We start from the raw sequence: 19,175 nt of genomic DNA, 5'->3' as shown, positions 1-19,175 counted from the left end.
ATTTATTGAAGGCTTTTTTTATTTAAACATATGATAAGCATATAATTGTCGTTAGTAATAAATATATTTGAAGATTAATTTTATTTAATGAAAAAGAATCACGTTTTACTTGTTGTTTTATTTTTAATTTCTTCTTGGAGTTCTTTTAGTCAAGACTATAGTAATTTATGGGAAGGCCATTATTCTTATTTAAATATAAAAGATGTTGTGTCTGGTAATAACAAGATTTATGCAGCAGCAGAAAATGCTGTATTTAGCCATGATATTGAGACGCAAGAAATGACCAAGATTTCTACTATTAATGGACTTTCTGGAGAATATATCTCTACAATTCATTACAGTGAAGCGTATGAGTTATTATTGATAGGTTATGAAAATGGTTTAATTGAGGTGTATTTAGAACAAGAAGAAGACGTTGTTACTGTTATTGATATTATTGATAAACCTACTATTCCGCCAAGTAATAAAAGAATTAATCATTTTAATGAACATGACGATTTTGTCTATATTTCAACAGATTTTGGAATTTCAGTTTACGATTTAGGACGATTAGAATTTGGTGACACATATTATATTGGTAATGGAGGAAGTCAAATAATAGTAAATCAAACAACTGTACATGATGGTTATATTTATGCTGCTTGTGAGAATAACAGTGGTTTAAGACGAGCATTAGTGGATAGTGATAATTTGATTAATTTTCAAGAATGGTCTCAGATTTTTGGAGGAAATTTTTTAGCTGTACAATTTGTTGGGCAAAAGTTATATTGTATTAGGTTAAATAGAAACCTTTACGAATATAATGGAGTAAACCTTAATCAATTATTTCAATACTCTACAACACCTAAGGATGTTAAAGAATTTCAAGATAAATTAATTATTACACTCGAAAGTGAGATTTACATATATAATGAAGATTTTGAATTATTACTTAATCAAGGACTAGACGAAAATTATGAATCTAATTTAACATCTACAACAATTATAAATGAAGATGTTTATATTGGGACTGAAGATTTTGGAGTAATTGGGTTTGATACTTCTATTTCTAATGAGTATGAAGAAATTCATCCTGATGGTCCTCTTAGAAACAATGCATTTTCTTTAGAAGCCGGATTTGGAAGCTTATGGGTTTCCTTTGGTGATTATACAATTAGTTATCACCCTTCGCCAGTTAGAAAGTATGGAGTTAGTCATTTGTATGAAGATTCATGGATTAATACACCACATGATAGTTTGTTTAACGCTCAAAATCTTAATGCAATTTCGATTAACCCTTTTAATCCAAATCAAGTATTTATAAGTTCATTTAATTCAGGAGTTCTTGAGTTTAATAATGGAGAACCGGAAACACTTTTAAACCATTTAAATAGTGGATTAGAGTCTTTAGTAATTCCTAATGCACCTAATTTTGTTAGTATTAGGGTTACAGGAACTAATTTTGACAATAATGGTCTTCTATGGTCATTAACATGTCGAGTAGATAGACCTTTAAAATCATATAACCCAAGTACAGGTCAATGGCAAGGTTACAATTTTTTGGAGATTATCCAAGATGGACTTACAGGTGAGTCAGGATATAGCGATGTTGTTATTGGAGCTGATGGAACCAAGTGGATTGGAGGCGAACGAAATGGTTTGTACGGTTTTAATGAAAATGGGAATCAACTTAAAAATATTTTTAGTGAAGACCCAGCAAACTTACCTTCAACTCAAATTAAAGCTTTAGCCATAGATGATAGAAATCAATTATGGATTGGAACTAATAGAGGGCTAAGAGTGTTATATAATACATCTAATTTTTTTACAGACGAAAATGTTAGAACTGAAGCTATAATTATTCTTGAAGACGGAATACCAAGAGAGTTATTGGAACAACAATATATATCAGATATAAAAGTCGATGGCTCAAATAATAAATGGATAGGAACAATAGGTGCTGGAGTTTTTTATCTATCTTCTGATGGTCAAGAAACAATTTATCATTTCACAACAGATAACTCTCCTTTACCTTCAAATAATGTTAATGATATAGCAATTGATAAGGATAACGGAAGAGTTAGTATTGCTACAGATAGAGGATTATTATCTTTTGGGTCTGGAGGTTCAAAACCAAAAGGAGACTTAGAAAGCGCATATATCTACCCAAACCCAGTAAGACCTTCATTTAATATCAATGAGGAGAAAGTTAAAATAAAAGACATTAGTGAAAATGTTAATATTAAAATTACAGATATTGAAGGTAATCTTGTAGCTGAAGCGCAATCTAATGTTAACTTAAGATATAGAGGCTATAATTTAGAAATTGATGGCGGTACAGCTTATTGGAACGGAAAAAATCTTGCTAATAATACTGTTGCCTCTGGAGTTTATTTGGTAATGCTTTCAGATTTAGATACCTTAGAAACAAATGTTTTAAAAGTTATGGTTGTTAGATAATGTTACTCTCAACAAAGGCAATTGTTTTATCTAAAATTAGGTATAAGGATAGTGATTTAATTATTAAGTGTTATACGTTTGAACAAGGGGTTAAAAGCTATCTTTTAAAAAATGCACTAAAATCAAAAAAGGGTAAGTTTAAACCTGCTTACTTTCAATTACTGTCTTTATTAGAAATTGAAGCAGATTATAAAGCAAATAGGACCTTACATTATTTTAAGGATGTAAGACCCTTAATCCCTTACAAAACATTGCATACAAATGTTATTAAGACATCTATTGTAATGTTTTTAGCAGAAATTTTGGATGGGATTCTTCAAGAAGAAGAAAAAAACACTTCGTTATTTAATTTTATAGAATCAGCTCTACTTTGGTTTGATGAGGCCGATGTTAATACTAGTTTTCATATTATATTTTTAATTGAACTAACTAAATATTTGGGCTTTTATCCAGACATTTCAAATAAAGAATTACCAGTTTTTAACTTAGAAGAAGGCGTTTTTCAAAATAAAGCTTATAGTGTTAATTATATTACAAAAGATAAGTTGTTGCTATTTAAAAAAGTATTAGGTATAAAATTTGATGTAGATAAAACACTAAGTTTTAAAGCAAACGAAAAACAAGAGTTATTAAATATGATATTACTCTATTTTAAGTTACATTTGGACGGTTTTAAACAGCCAAAATCTTTAACAATACTAAATCAAGTTTTTAGTTAGTAATGAAGCAAATACTAGTCTTTTTTTTATGCTTGTGCTTCTTTTATTCAAATGCTCAAGAAGTGCAAATTTTAAATGAGGTTTCTCAAGAGCCTATCATTGGTGTTGCTGTGTACAATCCTACTAAATCTAAGAGCGTTGTTTCTGATTTTGATGGAATAGTTGATATAAGCTTATTTGATGCTAACGAAAAATTAATTTTCCAACACTTATCCTACTTTAAAAAGGTTATTTCAAAATCAAATGTTAAGAGTAAGATATATTTAAGCCCTAAATCTCAAGATTTAGATCAAATAGTAATATCTGCATCTAAGTTTGAGCAAAGCAAAAAGGAAGTCCCTCAAAAAATAATTAGTTTAAAAGCAGCAGATATTGAGTTTTCAAATCCTCAAACTAGTGCAGACTTACTGCAAACAAGTGGACAAGTTTTTGTGCAAAAAAGTCAGTTAGGTGGAGGTAGCCCAATGATTAGAGGCTTTTCAACTAATAGGTTATTACTTTCGGTTGATGGAGTAAGAATGAACAATGCTATTTTTAGAGGAGGAAATGTTCAAAATGTAATATCTATTGATCCATTTGCAATTCAGAATACTGAAGTTATATTAGGAGCAGGCTCTGTTATTTATGGAAGTGATGCTATTGGAGGTGTAATGAATTTTTATTCTAAAAAACCAAAACTTTCGAATAGCAATTCTTTATTATTAAAGTTGAATTCTACTTTAAGATACTCTAGCGCTAGTAATGAAAAAACAGGTCATTTTGATATTAATTTAGGATATAATGAATGGGCTTTTTTAACGAGTGTTAGTTATACCGATTTTGATGATCTCAAAATGGGTAAGCATGGTCCAAACGATTATTTAAGACCTGAATACGTAACCACATCAAATGGTATAGATAATATAGTTGAAAATAAGGATTCTAGAGTTCAAAAATTCACAGGATATAATCAAATTAATCTTCTTCAAAAAGCGCATTACAAAGCAAATGATAGATTAAGCATAGATTTTGGATTACATTATTCAGCAACTTCAGATTATCCAAGATATGATAGGTTGATAAGGTATAATGGAGAAGATTTGCGCTCAGCGGAATGGTATTATGGACCACAAAAATGGTTTTTAGGAAATTTTCAGTTAACTAAATTAAGTAGTAAATCTAGCTTTTATGATAAAATAAAACTAACTGCAGCGTATCAAAATTTTCAAGAAAGTAGAATAGATAGAAACTTAAATTCAGAACAAAGAAGAATAAGAGATGAAAATGTTGATGCTATTTCATTTAATTTAGACTTTGAGAAATCCATTTCAGAGCGTGCAAAACTTTTTTATGGAACAGAGTATATTTACAATACAGTAGGCTCTAAAGGAATTAAAAAAAATATAGTTACAAATGACTTAGAATCGATAGCTTCAAGATATCCTAATGGTTCTAATTGGCAGTCTTTAGCTGCTTATATGAGTTATAAATACAAGCCAAATAAAAAGTTTACATTTCAATCTGGTATTAGATATAATCACATAAACATTAATGCTGATTTAACAGATAATAATCAGTTTTACGATTTCCCATTTAGTAATGCCGATTTAAACACAGGAGCGTTAACAGGAACCGCTGGATTAAGTTGGAATCCTAGCGACTTAATGCAATGGAAGTTCAATGCCTCAACAGCTTTTAGAGCACCTAATATAGATGATGTTGGTAAAATATTTGATTCTGAGCCTGGATCTGTTGTAGTGCCTAACAACGATTTAAAACCTGAATATGCATATGGAGGTGAGTTAGGGTTAACACTTAATTTTTCTAATTCGGTGATTATAGATTTATCAACCTATTATACTTATTTAGATAATGCTTTAGTACGACGAGATTTTAGTATTAATGGGCAAACTGAAATAATTTATGATGGAGAATTAAGTAATGTACAAGCTATTCAAAATGCCTCAAAAGCTTGGATTTATGGATTTGAAGCAGGACTTAAAATTAACTTTTCAGATGATTTAAAATTTACATCTCAATATAGTATTGTAAGAGGTACTGAGGAAGATGAAAATGGGATTGAAGTACCTGTAAGACATGTTGCTCCAGCTTTTGGAAATAGTCACTTTATTTGGTCTAAGAATAAAATGAAGTTTGATGCATTTATTAATTATAATGGAGAGTTGACTAATAATCAATTGTCTAACTCGGTTGCAGATTATTTATTTGCTTTGGATGAAAACGGTAAACCCTATTCTCCTTCTTGGTATACATTAAATCTTAGGTCGCAGTATAAGTTTAATAAATCACTATCTATGGTAGCAACGTTTGAGAATATTACAAACCAGCGTTATAGAACTTATTCATCTGGTATTGCTGCTCCAGGAACAAATGTAATTCTTGCTTTAAAGTATAGTTTATAAAAAAAAAGGCCACTATTTATAGTGGCCTTTTTAACTTATTTTAGAAATTATTTATTTTCTTTTTATTGCTTTTTTCGTGATTTTTTGACCATCACTTAATTCAACAATTGCTATGTAAGTTGCTTGACTTAACTTAGATAAATTTAAAATTTCTGAATGACCAGAAGCACTTAATTTGTATATACGTTTACCTAATAAGTCTAATATTTCGATAGAATTCATATTTAAATGATTTGAAACATTAAATTGTACTTGACCATTATTTAACTCTATAATAGTAAGGTCGTTTGTATTTACTTCAAATTCATTTACAGATAAGGTTTCAGGAGTAAATATAATTTCAAAGCGCTCATTAAATTCACCTGTTTCAGATGTAAAGTTATATGCTGTGCTTGATAAGTCGTGAATTACATTCAATAAATTATCTTTTAAATAAATTGTGTTATTAGTTAAAAACTCACCTTCAAAATCATTTGCAGCTATAGTATAAATGGTAGCTTCGTTTATAGAAGTTGAAAACCCTAAAGGAATTACTTCATATAAGGTTAAACTTTCAATTGCTTTACCTTGAATAGCAAACTTGTTGATATCATTTTCAATAGTACTGTAAATAGAAATATAAGCATCAGATGCTAGGTTTTTTCTTGCATCAAAATAACTGCCATCATCAACATTAGTAGCTCCAGGAACATAACCTATTAATGTTTCAGCATAAGCACCATTGTCCGATTTAAAGCTTATCCATAATTTATTAGAATCTACTAAGTTTGAACTATTACGTTGATTATTATTACTTGTTCTAAAAAATTGGCTATTACCTACTGCACTTGTTACACGCATGCTATTGTTAAACCTCACAAACCCATTAGTACTTGAACGAGCATCAGAATAAGAGATAAAGAAACCTTGACCAGAAGCAATGTATCTATTAGGTCTATCATTTGCGTCAATAATATTATCGTTATTATTATCGCCACCAGCAGTTTCTCCAACACCATTTATCAAGGCATAATCCGATTGAATAAAATTCATGTTTTCATTACCATTTGCAGCAGCAGATGCAGGAGTATCATGAGACCATAAGTAAATGGCACCATCTAAAGTCCCATCTGTTGGATTAGAACTATAATTGTTTTCTGCAAAAAACAAATCTACATCAATTGCTGAAGGATAAGGGTTTCCAATAAAATTCCAGTTATTGTCATTTGTTTCAGCATCATTTCTAACTACAGGAGTAGAAATATCACCATTGTTAAAAGGTCCTACAAAAGAGTATTTATAGTTTGCATTAGGGAAAACAAAAGCAGTTTGTGAATGTGTAGCAGCATATCCAACACCAGCTAACATAGTATCTCCACCGTTAGCCAAGGTCCAATCATCTCCATTGTCGTCAATATCATCTTGACCTGGATTAGTAGAATTATTATTACCTACTTCAATTTGAGAATCTCTAAAGTTACTTGCATTAAACCAGAAACGACGGTTAATATCAGAATCAGCTAAAGCATTACCAATTGTTTCTCCAGATACAGGAGAACTCCAATAAGTATAATCTAGCCAAGTACTTAATGGAGCAGTTTCTTTATCAACAGAGGCTTTTCCTCCAGTACTTGCGTTAACAGTTACTGTACCACTACTACTGTTTTGAACCAATGCACCTTTAGTTTCAACTAATATTTCTCCATCAATAGATATGTGGTTTTCAATCTCAACGTAGTAACTATCATCAATCGTAAGTCTATTATTATCAGTAACAAAAATACTACACGCACTAAAGCTACCATTAGTAGCATTGGTAGTATAATTTTCATCAATTACTGCAATTCTTGTAATATCAGGTGCGCCATTATCCCAAGCACCAGAAGTCCAGGTTGTTTTGTCAAGATCAATTTGTACTGCTTCACTAGCCGTATAACAAGAAGCATCATCTTCTCTTACTTGACAATAAAATTGGTAGTTTGATGCGTTTAATATATTGTTTATTGTAAGTGTATTTGTAGTAACATTGTCATAAGTAGCATCGTCTGGAACAGCAGTCCACCCAGAGTCACCTGGAGCAGAATAATACCATTGATAAGCTAATTCTTTAGTGTCGGCAGGAGCAACACCATTATAACCTTCAGTTGCAGAAACCATTAAAGTAGCAGTAAATTCACAGTTAGACGAATAAGTTGGTTCTGTATCAATAGTTGGAGGAGTTCCTATAGAGTAATCATAAGTCCCAATATCTGAATAATCAGCTGGTGTTATAGCATCCCAATCAGATGCATTCCAAGTTGTACTAGGTGCAGTTATTCCAGTGTTTTTTCTTCTATAAGTATAATCGTTTGCAGCAACTGTAAATGCAGTTCCAGATATATCACCCCAAAGATCTACCCAAGTTGTATTGTTGTAAAGCCTAATATTGTCATCGTCATTAATTCCACTAATAGCACTAGATTGGTCATAACCATGAGCTGCATATGGATTTGTAGCATCTACACTTCCAAAGGCTAAAACAAAAACATCTTCATTTGCAATAGTTCCAGAAAGTGCTACAGTGCTTGTTGGAGTTGCACTTCCATTATTGTGTACTCTAATTTCGTAACCAGTTAGGTTAATTGCGCTTCCAGTACCATTGTAAATCTCTACATATGAATGTGAACCAGTTCCATGATCGGTAATTTCACTAATAAATAACTCAGCAGGAGGTGTACCACTGCCTTCACAACTAGAAATGAGATTGTCAATAACAGTAAAAGCTTCAGAGTTTATACATCCTAAATTGTTATTTACATCTATACTTCCAGTAGAAGCACCAGAAGGAATAGTTACTTCTAATAAAGTGTCTGAAATTATATTAATACTTGCAGCAACACCATCAACAGTAGCAGTAGTGCTTCCTAAAAAGTCATTTCCATTTACTGTTACCACTGTGTTTACAGGACCAGAAGAAGGACTAATTGTTATAGGAGAAGCTACACATACACCTTCGCCACCAACACAAAATGTATAAGTAGCTTCATCAGTATCATCACTGTTTATGGTTACTGTATCCTCTATATTTCCACTAGTGTTTGGAGCAAATTCAATTTCAAAAGAAATATTATTTCCAGCAGCTATAGTTGCAGGTAAAGTAGGAAGGTTTACAAAGTTAAAATCTGTACCATTGGCAAAAGTTATTGTAGATACTGTTAAATCATCAGATCCTTCATTTTGAATGTAATATAATTTTGTAGTGGAAGTACTTCCAATGTTTGTAGCGGTAAAAAGTGTGTTATTTCCTGTGTTTGGTGGATTAGATGCACAAGTGCCTAAAGGAATTGAAGCGTTTGTATTTCTTTCAACATCAATTTCAGGTGCTGAATATGCACAAATACCAAATGTATCAAAATCATTATTATTAAATTCCCAAACGCGAACATAAATCGTTTGTCCAGGAGTTAAACTAGTTTCAGTGATGGAAGACATATTGTTTAGACCAGAATCATCATCACAACTTAGTAAAGTTAAACTGCCGCATGTTCCAGAATATAATGCTAATCCAGAATCTGTTATTCCACCATTACCTGAAGTTTCTACAGTAATAGCACCACTTGCAGGAACAGTTAAATTAAACCATACATCACCTCCAGAATAACTAGCACATCCTGGATCAGCAATTCCGCTATCAGTAGCACCTACATTTGTAAACGATTGATTAATGCATGTTCCGTTAACAGGAATAGTGACTGAGGTATTACAAGAATCATAAAAATCATTATCATTAATTGTAACAGTGTGTTGGTTTATAGTGCCAATAGTAGCAGAATCACCACCAGCTACATTGGTTAGATTTAAGACTATAGTTTCGTCGGTTTCAATAATACTATCGTCATTACTAATATATATAGTAAAACATTGGTCTGAACCATCGTTTGCTGGGAACGTTAATGTTTGAGGAAAACTAATTGCAGCAGGAGTTACTGCACCATCATCATAATCTGTTCCATTAGTTGCAGTACTTGCGCCATCTAAAGCAATATCTACTGTAGTAGCATTTGATGCAGAAGGATTTATAATTGATGCACAAACATCTATAAAAACACCATCTTCTGTCATTGAGGAAGTTGCTGAGGTAAATTGAACTGAAGTATCAGTAGAAAGTATTCCCTCTATTTCTGCATCATCAATTACCCAAATTTCGTTGTTGCTGTTATTTGATAATTGGATTCTTACTTTTAAATTTGAAGAATTTGGAAGGTTATTAACTTCTAAAAATGTGTAACCATCACCTTCGGCAGCATCTCTATATCCGCCAGCAGTTGGAGCAAATATTGAAGGTGTGTTATCTCCGTCGTAATTTGAAGATGCTGTTGCTGTTCCTTCATTTGTTCCAGAAAAACCCCATTTAGCATTGTTATTACCATTAATTCTTAACTCTTCAGACCAAGTAGTACCACCATCATTACTTATTTCAACTAAAGCATAATCGCTTCCATCAGCACCATTTCCTGAAGTATTTGCAAAAGAAGCTAAGCGTACTTTAAAATTAATTGAAGTGTATAAAGAAGCATCGACATTAGAAAATTCAATAGTTTGAGTTGTATTACTCACTTGCCTACCATTAGAGTTAGAGGTATACTTTGGAGTAGCTGGAAAGAGTCCATTTCCTGAGGCATTGCTTCCTCCTGTATATGTCATTTCTGGAGTTCCGCCATCAAAGTCTTGAATTCCAATCGTAACTTGCCCATAACCAGAAAATCCAAGGCATAGGAAAGCTATTAAAATAAAGTAGTATTTTTTTTTCATAGGGCTAATTCTTTTTCTTTTAAAACACTGATTGGAAGATTAATCGAAATTAATTAACAGCCAGTGAATTAGCTATTTTTATTTATTAACAAATAGTTATTAATTTGTAGCATGCATTATACTCAAAAAACCTACACTGTTGATGAAGCACTATCTAAGCTTCAAAAGTATTGCGCATACCAAGAACGATGTCATCAAGAAGTGCATCAAAAGCTAAAGGAAATGAAAATGATTCCTGAGGCAATAGATTACATAATTGTGGAGTTGATACAACACAACTTTCTTAATGAAGAGCGTTTTACCAAATCATATATTAGAGGCAAGTTCAGAATAAAAAAATGGGGCAAACATCGTTTAATCTTAGAACTTAAGAAAAAAAACATTTCCAAAAATAATATAAATCAAGGACTTAGGGAAATTAATGAAGATGAATACATCGAAACTTTTAATGAATTAGCCGAAAAAAAGGCTAGCTCAATTCTAGAAACAAACAAGTTAAAAAAGAAAAAAAAGTTGGTTGATTACCTCTTATATAGAGGTTGGGAGAGCCATTTAGTCTACGAAAAAGCTAACCAGCTTATTGATTAATGTTGTTTTTTTGATGTGTATTTACAATAGCTTTTTCGTTTTTCCAATCAATCCATTTTTGACCTTTCATTCTACGCATTAAGTTATCAAAATGTCGCATAATAAATATATTGTAAATGGCTTTTGATAAGTTTTTAGGATTTCTGGCAATAGCTCTTAAGCTCATAGAAAAACCAGGTGTAATGTATCTCATATAATGCCAATAACCTTCTGGCATATATAGTACTTCTCCATGTTCTAGATTGGCAACATAACCTTTAGCATTTTTTAAAGCAGGCCATTTATTAAAATCTGGATTAGCAAAATCAATATCTTCTCTTGTAATTAGTGAATGCGGAATTTTATAAAGGTGTTTGTTTTGTTTTTGATCAAACAAAATACATTGTTTTTTACCTTCAAAATGAAAATGAAAAATATTAGCTAAATCAATATCATAATGCATAAATGTATAAGAATCTCTACCGCCAAAAAATAACATTGGTAGTCCTTTCATAAGTTTTAATCCAAAATCTGGATAAGAAAAGTCTTTTTGAAGTTGAGGTACTTCTTTCAAGATATTCCAAAGAAAAATTCGAAATTTTGTAGGCTCCTTTTTTAATAAGTCTACATATTCACTCATTTTCATGGTAGCGTGAGGCTCGTTAAAACCATCTTTATAATCTACAGGTCTATCGTCATATAAGGGTACTGTTTTATCACCAGCAATGTCTTTCATATAGTCTAAAGACCATTTTGAGTACGCAGGCCAATCCTCTATAAAGCGTTCTATAACAACAGGCTTTTGAGGCTTAAAGTAGTTTTTTATAAAGTCCTCTTTTGAAATTGTTTTTACACGAGGAACATCTTGGAGATTTAACTTCAAAGGATAAATGTTTATTATTCCAAAGTTATAAAAACGTTATGGAATTTTAAATATTGTTTTGGATTTGGGATTAAAAAAACCTTAAACAAGTGTCTAAGGTTTTTTTAATGAATTGAATTATTTTAATGATTTAGCTTTTTCTTTTGCTAATTCATTACGTTCAATTTTATGACCTGGTCTTGTCCATTTAGGTTTTTCGCCTAAATCTTTGAACTTGCTATTTTCAGCTTCAATAGATTCGCGCTGTTCATGTTTAAAGAAGGCTCTTTGAGAGTTTAATCCTAACTCTTCAAACATTTTCATATCTTCATTAATGTCTGGGTTAGGTGTTGTTAAAAGTCTGTCACCAGCAAAAATTGAATTAGCACCAGCAAAGAAACACATCGCCTGACCTTCTCTACTCATTTGTGTTCTACCAGCAGATAAACGAACTTGTGAATCTGGTAAAACAATACGAGCAGTTGCTACCATACGTACCATTTCAAAAATGTTAACTGGAGGTTGATCTTCCATTGGTGTACCTTCAACTGCAACTAATGCATTAATTGGTACAGATTCTGGATGTGGAGAAAAACGTGTTAAAGTTTCTAACATTCCTGCTCTGTCTTCTAACGATTCTCCCATACCAATAATACCACCTGAACAAACAGTTACATTGGTTTTACGTACGTTTTCTATTGTATCTATTCTATCTTTAAATGCTCTTGTAGAAATAACATCATCATAGTAATCTTCAGATGTATCAATATTATGATTGTATGCATATAATCCAGCTTCGGCTAAACGTTGTGCTTGGTTTTCGGTTACCATACCTAAGGTACAGCATACTTCCATGTCTAACTTGTTAATAGTACGAACCATATCTAGTACTTGGTCAAACTCAGGGCCATCTTTTACATTTCTCCAAGATGCTCCCATACATACACGAGAAGAACCACTCTCTTTTGCGCGTAGTGCTTGCGCTTTTACTTGCTGTACACTCATTAAATCATTTCCTTCGATGTCTGTATGATATCGTGCAGCTTGTGGACAGTATCCGCAATCTTCAGAGCATCCACCAGTTTTAATAGAAATAAGTGTACTTACTTGTACTGTATTTGGGTCGTGATATTTTCTATGTAGAGAAGCTGCTTCATAAAGCAACTCCATTAAAGGTTTATTATATACATTAAGAATTTCTTCTTTAGTCCAATCATGCCTTATATCACTCATAATAATTGTATTGAATTGTGGTACAAAAATACTTTATTTTATATTCATAAACTCTTCAAAAAGGGTATAAAATTTTTCAGGCTCTTCCAGATATGGATTATGAGCACTTTGTTCAAACATAACAAAGGTAGCTTGAGGCATAAATGTTTTGTATTGAACAGCAAATTCTGGTGTAGAAACACCATCGTAACGACCAGCAACAACTAATGTTTTTGCTTTTACATTTTTTAAATCTTTTCGAAAATCTTGATTAATCATACTACCACTTACATCAAAATCGCCATCTTTTCCAATAATTGTAACATAAACATCTGGTGCCATTCCTCTAAATTTATACTTAGGAACATTTTGTTTTAGTTTCGTGTTGTGGTAATAAATATATTTTGTTGGAAAGTTTCCATAAACAGATAATAATGGTTCTTCACTTGACAAATAACCTAAAGCTCTAAGTGAGTCTACTTGTTTCCATTTTTCCGGAAAATGTGTTTTTGCATAATGGTTATAACTATCACAATTGGCTTGCCACATTGCGCCACTATGGAAACCATTTATAAGAACCATCTTGTCTACATTATTTGGATATTTAATGCTATAAGCTTGAGCAGGAACGGTTCCATATGAATGACCAACTAAGGATATTTTATCAAATTTTAGTAAAACGCGCAGTTTTTCAATGAGTTCAACATCATTTTCAACTGAATATTCTGAAACATTTTTTGCATCGTCAGACTTACCTCTTCCTAACCAATCAAAAAAGACTAAGGTGTTGGTTTTATAGTACTGTCCAAAGTTACCTTGCATGTAGTCATGTGAATTACCAGGACCTCCAGGTAAAAAGAAAATAGGATCTCCTTCGCCTAATACTTCAACATTATAGTTATAACCATCAATGGTATAGGTTTTAGATTCATACCTATCAAAAATATCTGGTTGAGGAAGTGTTTGACTAAATAATGGAAGCGAAATTAATGCTCCAAAAAGGAAAAGAAAGGTTGATTTCATAAAATTTAGTTTAGGTAAATATATAAACTATTTAGATAGTAATATAGAAACTGCATTACCACCAAAACCTACTGCGTTAACTAGTATTTTTTTAATTTGTTTTGGAGATTCAGAGTTATCAAAAGGAATTGGAATAAATTGTTGGTTTTGCAACATTAATATCGCAAATTCTATACTTAAAGCTCCAGAAGCACCTAGCGTATGGCCAATTTTCCATTTGTTAGTGGTTAACGAAGGAATTTTACCTTTAAAAATCTTTTTAATAGCATTAAATTCTGCGATGTCACCTTTTAAAGTTCCAGGAGTATGTGTTACAATAATATCTATTTCATTTGGGTCAAGATGCTTGATAGCCATAGCCATTGAACATTGAAAACACTTTGCATTTGTTGATAGAGATACACTATGCTCTAATAGTTCTGTAGCATAACCTATATTTTCAATTTTTGCTAAAGCATTTGGGGAATTACCAACTTCTAGACACATAGCTGAAGCACCTTCTCCTAAAACCATAGTGTTTTTTGTTTTTTGAAAGTCCAGTGCTTTACAAGGATAATCTGTTTCCTTTTCTTTAGAATAAATCTTTAAAGCTTGCATTTGTGCAATTGTAAAAGGTGTTAAAGGCGCTTCACTACCTCCAACTAAAAATTTATCAGTCATCCCAGAGTTTATCCATGCAACTCCATTTAACATGGCGTGAAGTGCAGTAGAACATGTAATTGAATGACTTATTTCTGGTCCTTTTGTTTGCAAATCGTGAGCAATCCAAGAAGAAATATTTCCTAATGTAGTTGTTGGAGACGAAAGCGTATTTGCACTTTCTTTTTGAAGAAATTCCTCAAAATAATTTTCAAACAACTCGGTTGCACCTCTTGATGATCCTATATTTATTCCAAAATTGTCATTAGCATTCCATTGGGCATTTTTAACAGCTACTCTTGAAGCGTAAATTGCGTATAATACAGAATTGTCTAACGAACGATATTTATTATCCGACTGTTTTAAAAGTTCAATTTCTTTTTTGCCAGTTTCTGAAATTTGTGCTACAAAAGCTGAATTATCACCAAGTGATTTTTTAGTAATATAATGTTGCTTATTTGTGTAAGCTGACCAAGTTTCTTCCAAAGAGTTACCTAATGGAGAAATTGAAGAAATTGCGGTTATAGAAATAGGCTGTTTCAAGTAGTTTAAGCTTTGGGCAAAGGTAAGTGTTCTAAAAATGTAACAAAAGTTAAAGACCAAATACTTATCTTTATATAAATCATTTTTTATGGAAGAAATAAGGAAAAAAAGCTGGTTTGCTAGAAATTGGCCATGGGTTGTGCCTGTTGGTGGTTGTCTAACAGTTATAGTATTATTTGTTTTAGGAATTGGTGCTATATTTTTTGGAGTTTCAAAGGCAATAACTGGTTCTGTTCCTTATGAATATGCTATGGAAAGTGCATCAAATAACACAGAAGTTTTAGCTGTTTTAGGAGCGTCCATTGAAAGTGATGGTATTATGCAAGGAAGTATTTCGTTAAATGGTAGTGATTCTGGTGATGTAGATATTACAATTCCAATAAAAGGAACCAAAGGGAAAGGCTCAATTATTGTTGTTGGGAACAAAATTGATGGCAAATGGATTTATGAAGAACTTTACGTACTAATTAAAGAAACTGGTGAACAAATAAACTTATTACAAAAAGCCTTAGAAGATATCTAAGGCTTTTTAGTTTTTTAATTAAAGCTTTAGATACATTAAGTAGCCAACTTGAACTTCACTATAGCCATTGGTTTCCCAGGAAGAAGTATTTGTGTAGCGATATCTAAAAAAGAACTTGTTGTCGCTAGAAACTGAAGGAGTGAAAAATGCACCTAATTCATATCTTTGTAGCCAATCTTTGGTGAGCTCTCTATTTTCTTCAAAATCTTTAGCAGAACTTACCGCATAGAATTCTTCGTTATTAGGTACAATAAGCTTAAATGGACGATATCTTAAATAACCACCAAAGCGTTCATCAGGTCTAATTCTTAGAATCGCATCTGGATATAAACGAATGATATTTACGTTTTCTTTTAAAATCTCGGTAGTAGAGTTGTTATCTTCATTAGTAACTTTATCTACAATTTTTAATCGACCATAGTGTCCGCCAACATTTAGCTCAAGCCTTGTTTTTAATAATGGAAAATCAAAAGAAGCTAGATTAAGGTCTACACCTGTAGAAATATTTTCATGACGAATAATATCTAGATATGTAATATATTTATCTATTTGAGGCTCATTGTTTATAAACTCCTCAGCATATTTAACCTGCGCTTCTCTATCTTCTTCATTTACTTTTGCCCAAGTAAGGTTAAAATTAGCATAATTAAACAACCCAAAATTAGAGCTGCGTCCTAAACCTAAATCCATACGTTTGGTCCAAATAGGTATTTGTTTTTCTATTTCAACTTGCACAAGACCATTTGGTTCACTTTCTTTAAAACCGTTAAAATCTGTAAAGATATTAGCATTAAGTATTTTAGAAGAAGTTTCTTTTTTAAGTTCTACTTCTTTGTTTTCATCTAAATCGTCTAGTGGCAAGCGAATAACTTGGTCTTTAGGGCTAAAATTTAAGCGGTCATTTTGGTGACGTTGTATGTAGAGATCAATTACATCTGTTAATGCTAATGAAAATGCTTTTTCAGAGCCTTCAAAGGCATATAAATTATAATTGTCTAAATCTGCAAAATCGGTTTTAGAGCTAAAACCAATTGGGAATTCATTTTCAAACTTTAAATCCACATTAATCAAATTTTTATAAATCTCTTTTACAAATGGTTCGCTATAAAAATCTTCTAATATTTTTTGAACATTTAAATCAGCATATTCTCCTCTTGTTTTATAATCAATAGAGTTTACAATAGATACTTTATCAATGTAAGGTTTATGTATTTTTCCAACAACAACAATATGTTCAATAAAACCATCATTTAAGTCAATTTCTATATTCTCAATTTTTAAATTCCAAAGAGGTAAACGCACTAAATTATCTCTATATTTTGCAATTAAGAAGTTAATTTCGTTTTGTTTTTTTATTAAATTTTTATTTATAGAAGGAATAATTGAATCATTAATTTTAGTGACATTTTTTTTAGAAAGAGTGATATTTTTTTTAATAGTGTCAATTACTTGTTTTAAAGAGTCTCTTTTGGATAATAAATTCTTTTTAAACTCTTTTTCCTCTTCCTCATCTATTAAATTTAGGTTTGTTAAATCTTCATCCCCTTCCCAATAAAAATCTATTACTTTTATTACTTCTTTTACATTTTTATTTTCATTCTCCAACTGAGATGTTAATGAAATAATCTCGTTTTTTAATACATCTTCAAGATTTTTAGTGTCTTCTTTTTCTTTTTCACAACTCGTTTTGAGTCTTTTTAGATTCAAATATTCTTCAACAAATGTGATACTAGAATCTTTTTCTTTTAAGTTTAAAAATTTAGATAATTCGTATTCATTATAGAGTTCTTTTAACCTTTTTTTTAGGTAATTTTTTAAAATAACTTGTGCATTATGTCCTTTTCTTTTTTTAGAATTTTGATGAAAATCAAAAAAATCATCTATGTAAGAATTTTTCTCAAAATCTGAAATGGTATCATTATCGCAATTAAATTTATATATTTCATCTTTTTTATTATTTAAAAAGGATATAAAACAGTCTAAATCAATATTCTTATATTTTCCATTTTCTTGTTTTAAAATAATATTATCACTATTAGCATTATTAATAATAATTTTTTGTAATAATTTTGCTTGACGTTTAAAATAATCTTCAGTATCTATTCCTTCAATACTTTTCTTTATCACGGTAACTTCATCATTATATTTTAGAATGCCAGCAACTGGTTCTGTATCATATTGAAATGCGGTGATGATTAAAGCATTAAAGAATTGATAGACATTTCTAAAGTTGTTAATAGCATTTCCTCTTTTTTGGTTTTTTTCCTTAATACTTTCTGCTTTATTTGAATCAGATTTATTTGAGAAATCGTTAGTAAAAGTTTGAAACCCTTCAACTACTTGCTTTTCTTCTTCACTATCAATAAGTGTTATTTCTATGTTATTAATGGCTTCTATAAATTTCACTCTAAAAGTTACTTCACCAAAAGGAAAAACCTCAAAAGTAATATCGTTACCATCTTTATCTTTATAAGCTTCATTTTTTGTGTTTTTTAATGTAAATGTTACTTTATTTACCGCTTCAGCATTTGCATAAATAAATATGGTTTGTGGGTTCTCATTCTTAGAATCTCTAAGTGTATAAGAGTAAGGTTGTATTTGCTTTTGTGCATAGATACCTAATGACACAAATAATAATATAAATGTAAGTTTTAGTTTCATGGCGTTAGTTTTGAAGAGTAAGATTAAATTCTAGAATACGTGTTTCATTGTTTTGGCTAAACATTACACTTCCAGTTAAATTATTATTATTCATATTCCAAGGTGAATCAGTAATGTTTGATAGTTCTGAAAACAGCTCATTACTACTATTTAAAACTTCACCTGTAATAAGGTTATTGGAGTTTATATTACCATTAAGATATACAATGTTATCTTCGTTTTCATTATGAGTGAAAAAGTGGAATACACCTTCAAAATCAAAAAAGCCAGTGCAATTAAAACTTTGAATAAAGATTGGTTCCTCATCAGAAGTTAAAACATTTATTTCACCATTATAAAAGCCAGCAAATTCGTGGTTTGATGTGTTTGTGTTTAATAACGAAATTATAGTATTTTCATCGCTAAAAGAATGATTGGTGTTTTCTAATATAATTTCATCAGAATTTTGTTCAGTATCTAAATTAAAAGCATCTGTATGAATAAAAGTAATATTATGATATGCCTTTGTAGTATCTTCAAAAGTTAATATAATATAATTAGCCTCTAAATTAGAGTTGCCAATGTTTTTTATTGATAGCTTGTTATTATATGGAATAATCGTTTCGCTATTTTCAGAATTTTGAGTAAATAAAAATTGAGCTTTGTTAGTAATGTTATAAGAGTATTTTTTTGGAGTAACTTCAGGATTTATATAATTATCTTTTTGACAAGAAAAGAAATTAAAAACAATACCTACAAGTAACATATATAACATATACGTCTTGCGTAGAAACATAATAAGTCGGTTAAATTAATAGTTAGTAAGTAGAGCTTTT

General features: G+C 30.9%; 12 protein-coding genes. 5 read left to right on the top strand and 7 right to left on the bottom strand.

The genetic code is table 11. The annotated features are described in order from the left end of the window. Positions 1-87: 87 nt before the first annotated feature. Genes ACLII3_RS05550 through ACLII3_RS05540 form a run of 3 tightly spaced genes read left to right on the top strand, consistent with a single transcriptional unit; the run spans position 88 to position 5,560 of the window. Positions 88-2,439, top strand: coding sequence for a two-component regulator propeller domain-containing protein (locus ACLII3_RS05550; protein WP_412987154.1), 2,352 nt, complete (start codon positions 88-90; stop codon positions 2,437-2,439). Continuing rightward, positions 2,439-3,158: a DNA repair protein RecO gene (gene recO, locus ACLII3_RS05545; protein ID WP_412987152.1), complete on the top strand. Its 720-nt coding sequence runs from the start codon at positions 2,439-2,441 to the stop codon at positions 3,156-3,158. Before ACLII3_RS05550 ends, recO begins: the two co-directional genes overlap by 1 nt. A 2-nt stretch (positions 3,159-3,160) precedes the next feature. Then, a complete protein-coding gene (locus tag ACLII3_RS05540; protein ID WP_412987150.1) occupies positions 3,161-5,560 on the top strand; it encodes a TonB-dependent receptor domain-containing protein in 2,400 nt (799 codons plus the stop codon). A 51-nt stretch (positions 5,561-5,611) separates the two neighbouring features. On the opposite strand, the gene ACLII3_RS05535 is transcribed toward ACLII3_RS05540, so the two are convergent. Beyond that, entirely contained in the window at positions 5,612-10,330 is a 4,719-nt protein-coding gene (locus tag ACLII3_RS05535; protein WP_412987148.1) for a lamin tail domain-containing protein, read from the bottom strand. Positions 10,331-10,441: 111 nt separating this feature from the next. Here ACLII3_RS05535 and ACLII3_RS05530 point away from each other — a divergent pair, with 111 nt between their 5' ends. Next, positions 10,442-10,918 carry a regulatory protein RecX gene (locus ACLII3_RS05530; RefSeq protein WP_412987147.1) on the top strand — a complete coding sequence of 159 codons (477 nt, stop codon included), beginning with the start codon at positions 10,442-10,444 and terminating at the stop codon, positions 10,916-10,918. Here the strand turns inward: ACLII3_RS05530 and ACLII3_RS05525 are convergent. The 4 genes from ACLII3_RS05525 to ACLII3_RS05510 form a co-directional block, all read right to left on the bottom strand. Then, positions 10,908-11,780, bottom strand: coding sequence for a cupin-like domain-containing protein (locus ACLII3_RS05525; protein WP_412987145.1), 873 nt, complete (start codon positions 11,778-11,780; stop codon positions 10,908-10,910). The two genes, ACLII3_RS05530 and ACLII3_RS05525, sit on opposite strands and share 11 nt — an antisense overlap. Positions 11,781-11,897: 117 nt before the next feature. After that, positions 11,898-12,992 (bottom strand): biotin synthase BioB, encoded by a 1,095-nt coding sequence (bioB, locus tag ACLII3_RS05520; protein ID WP_412987143.1) that lies wholly within the window; start codon positions 12,990-12,992, stop codon positions 11,898-11,900. Between the two features lie 33 nt (positions 12,993-13,025). Continuing rightward, on the bottom strand, positions 13,026-13,994 hold the full coding sequence (locus ACLII3_RS05515; RefSeq protein ID WP_412987141.1) for an alpha/beta fold hydrolase: 969 nt from the start codon (positions 13,992-13,994) through the stop codon (positions 13,026-13,028). Between the two features lie 27 nt (positions 13,995-14,021). Further along, positions 14,022-15,176: a beta-ketoacyl synthase N-terminal-like domain-containing protein gene (locus tag ACLII3_RS05510; RefSeq protein ID WP_412987139.1), complete on the bottom strand. Its 1,155-nt coding sequence runs from the start codon at positions 15,174-15,176 to the stop codon at positions 14,022-14,024. An 88-nt stretch (positions 15,177-15,264) separates the two neighbouring features. Here ACLII3_RS05510 and ACLII3_RS05505 point away from each other — a divergent pair, with 88 nt between their 5' ends. Then, the gene (locus tag ACLII3_RS05505) at positions 15,265-15,699 is read left to right on the top strand and encodes a cytochrome c oxidase assembly factor Coa1 family protein (protein WP_412987138.1); all 435 of its coding nucleotides are present in this window, start codon (positions 15,265-15,267) and stop codon (positions 15,697-15,699) included. Positions 15,700-15,717: 18 nt separating this feature from the next. On the opposite strand, the gene ACLII3_RS05500 is transcribed toward ACLII3_RS05505, so the two are convergent. Continuing rightward, on the bottom strand, positions 15,718-18,360 hold the full coding sequence (locus tag ACLII3_RS05500; protein ID WP_412987136.1) for a hypothetical protein: 2,643 nt from the start codon (positions 18,358-18,360) through the stop codon (positions 15,718-15,720). A gap of 4 nt (positions 18,361-18,364) precedes the next feature. Continuing rightward, the gene (locus tag ACLII3_RS05495) at positions 18,365-19,135 is read right to left on the bottom strand and encodes a hypothetical protein (RefSeq protein ID WP_412987134.1); all 771 of its coding nucleotides are present in this window, start codon (positions 19,133-19,135) and stop codon (positions 18,365-18,367) included. Positions 19,136-19,175 lie beyond the last annotated feature (40 nt).

Source organism: Pontimicrobium sp. IMCC45349, from assembly GCF_047219225.1.
In the GTDB taxonomy this organism is placed as follows: domain Bacteria; phylum Bacteroidota; class Bacteroidia; order Flavobacteriales; family Flavobacteriaceae; genus IMCC45349.
This window is presented reverse-complemented; position numbering and strand designations above follow the sequence as displayed.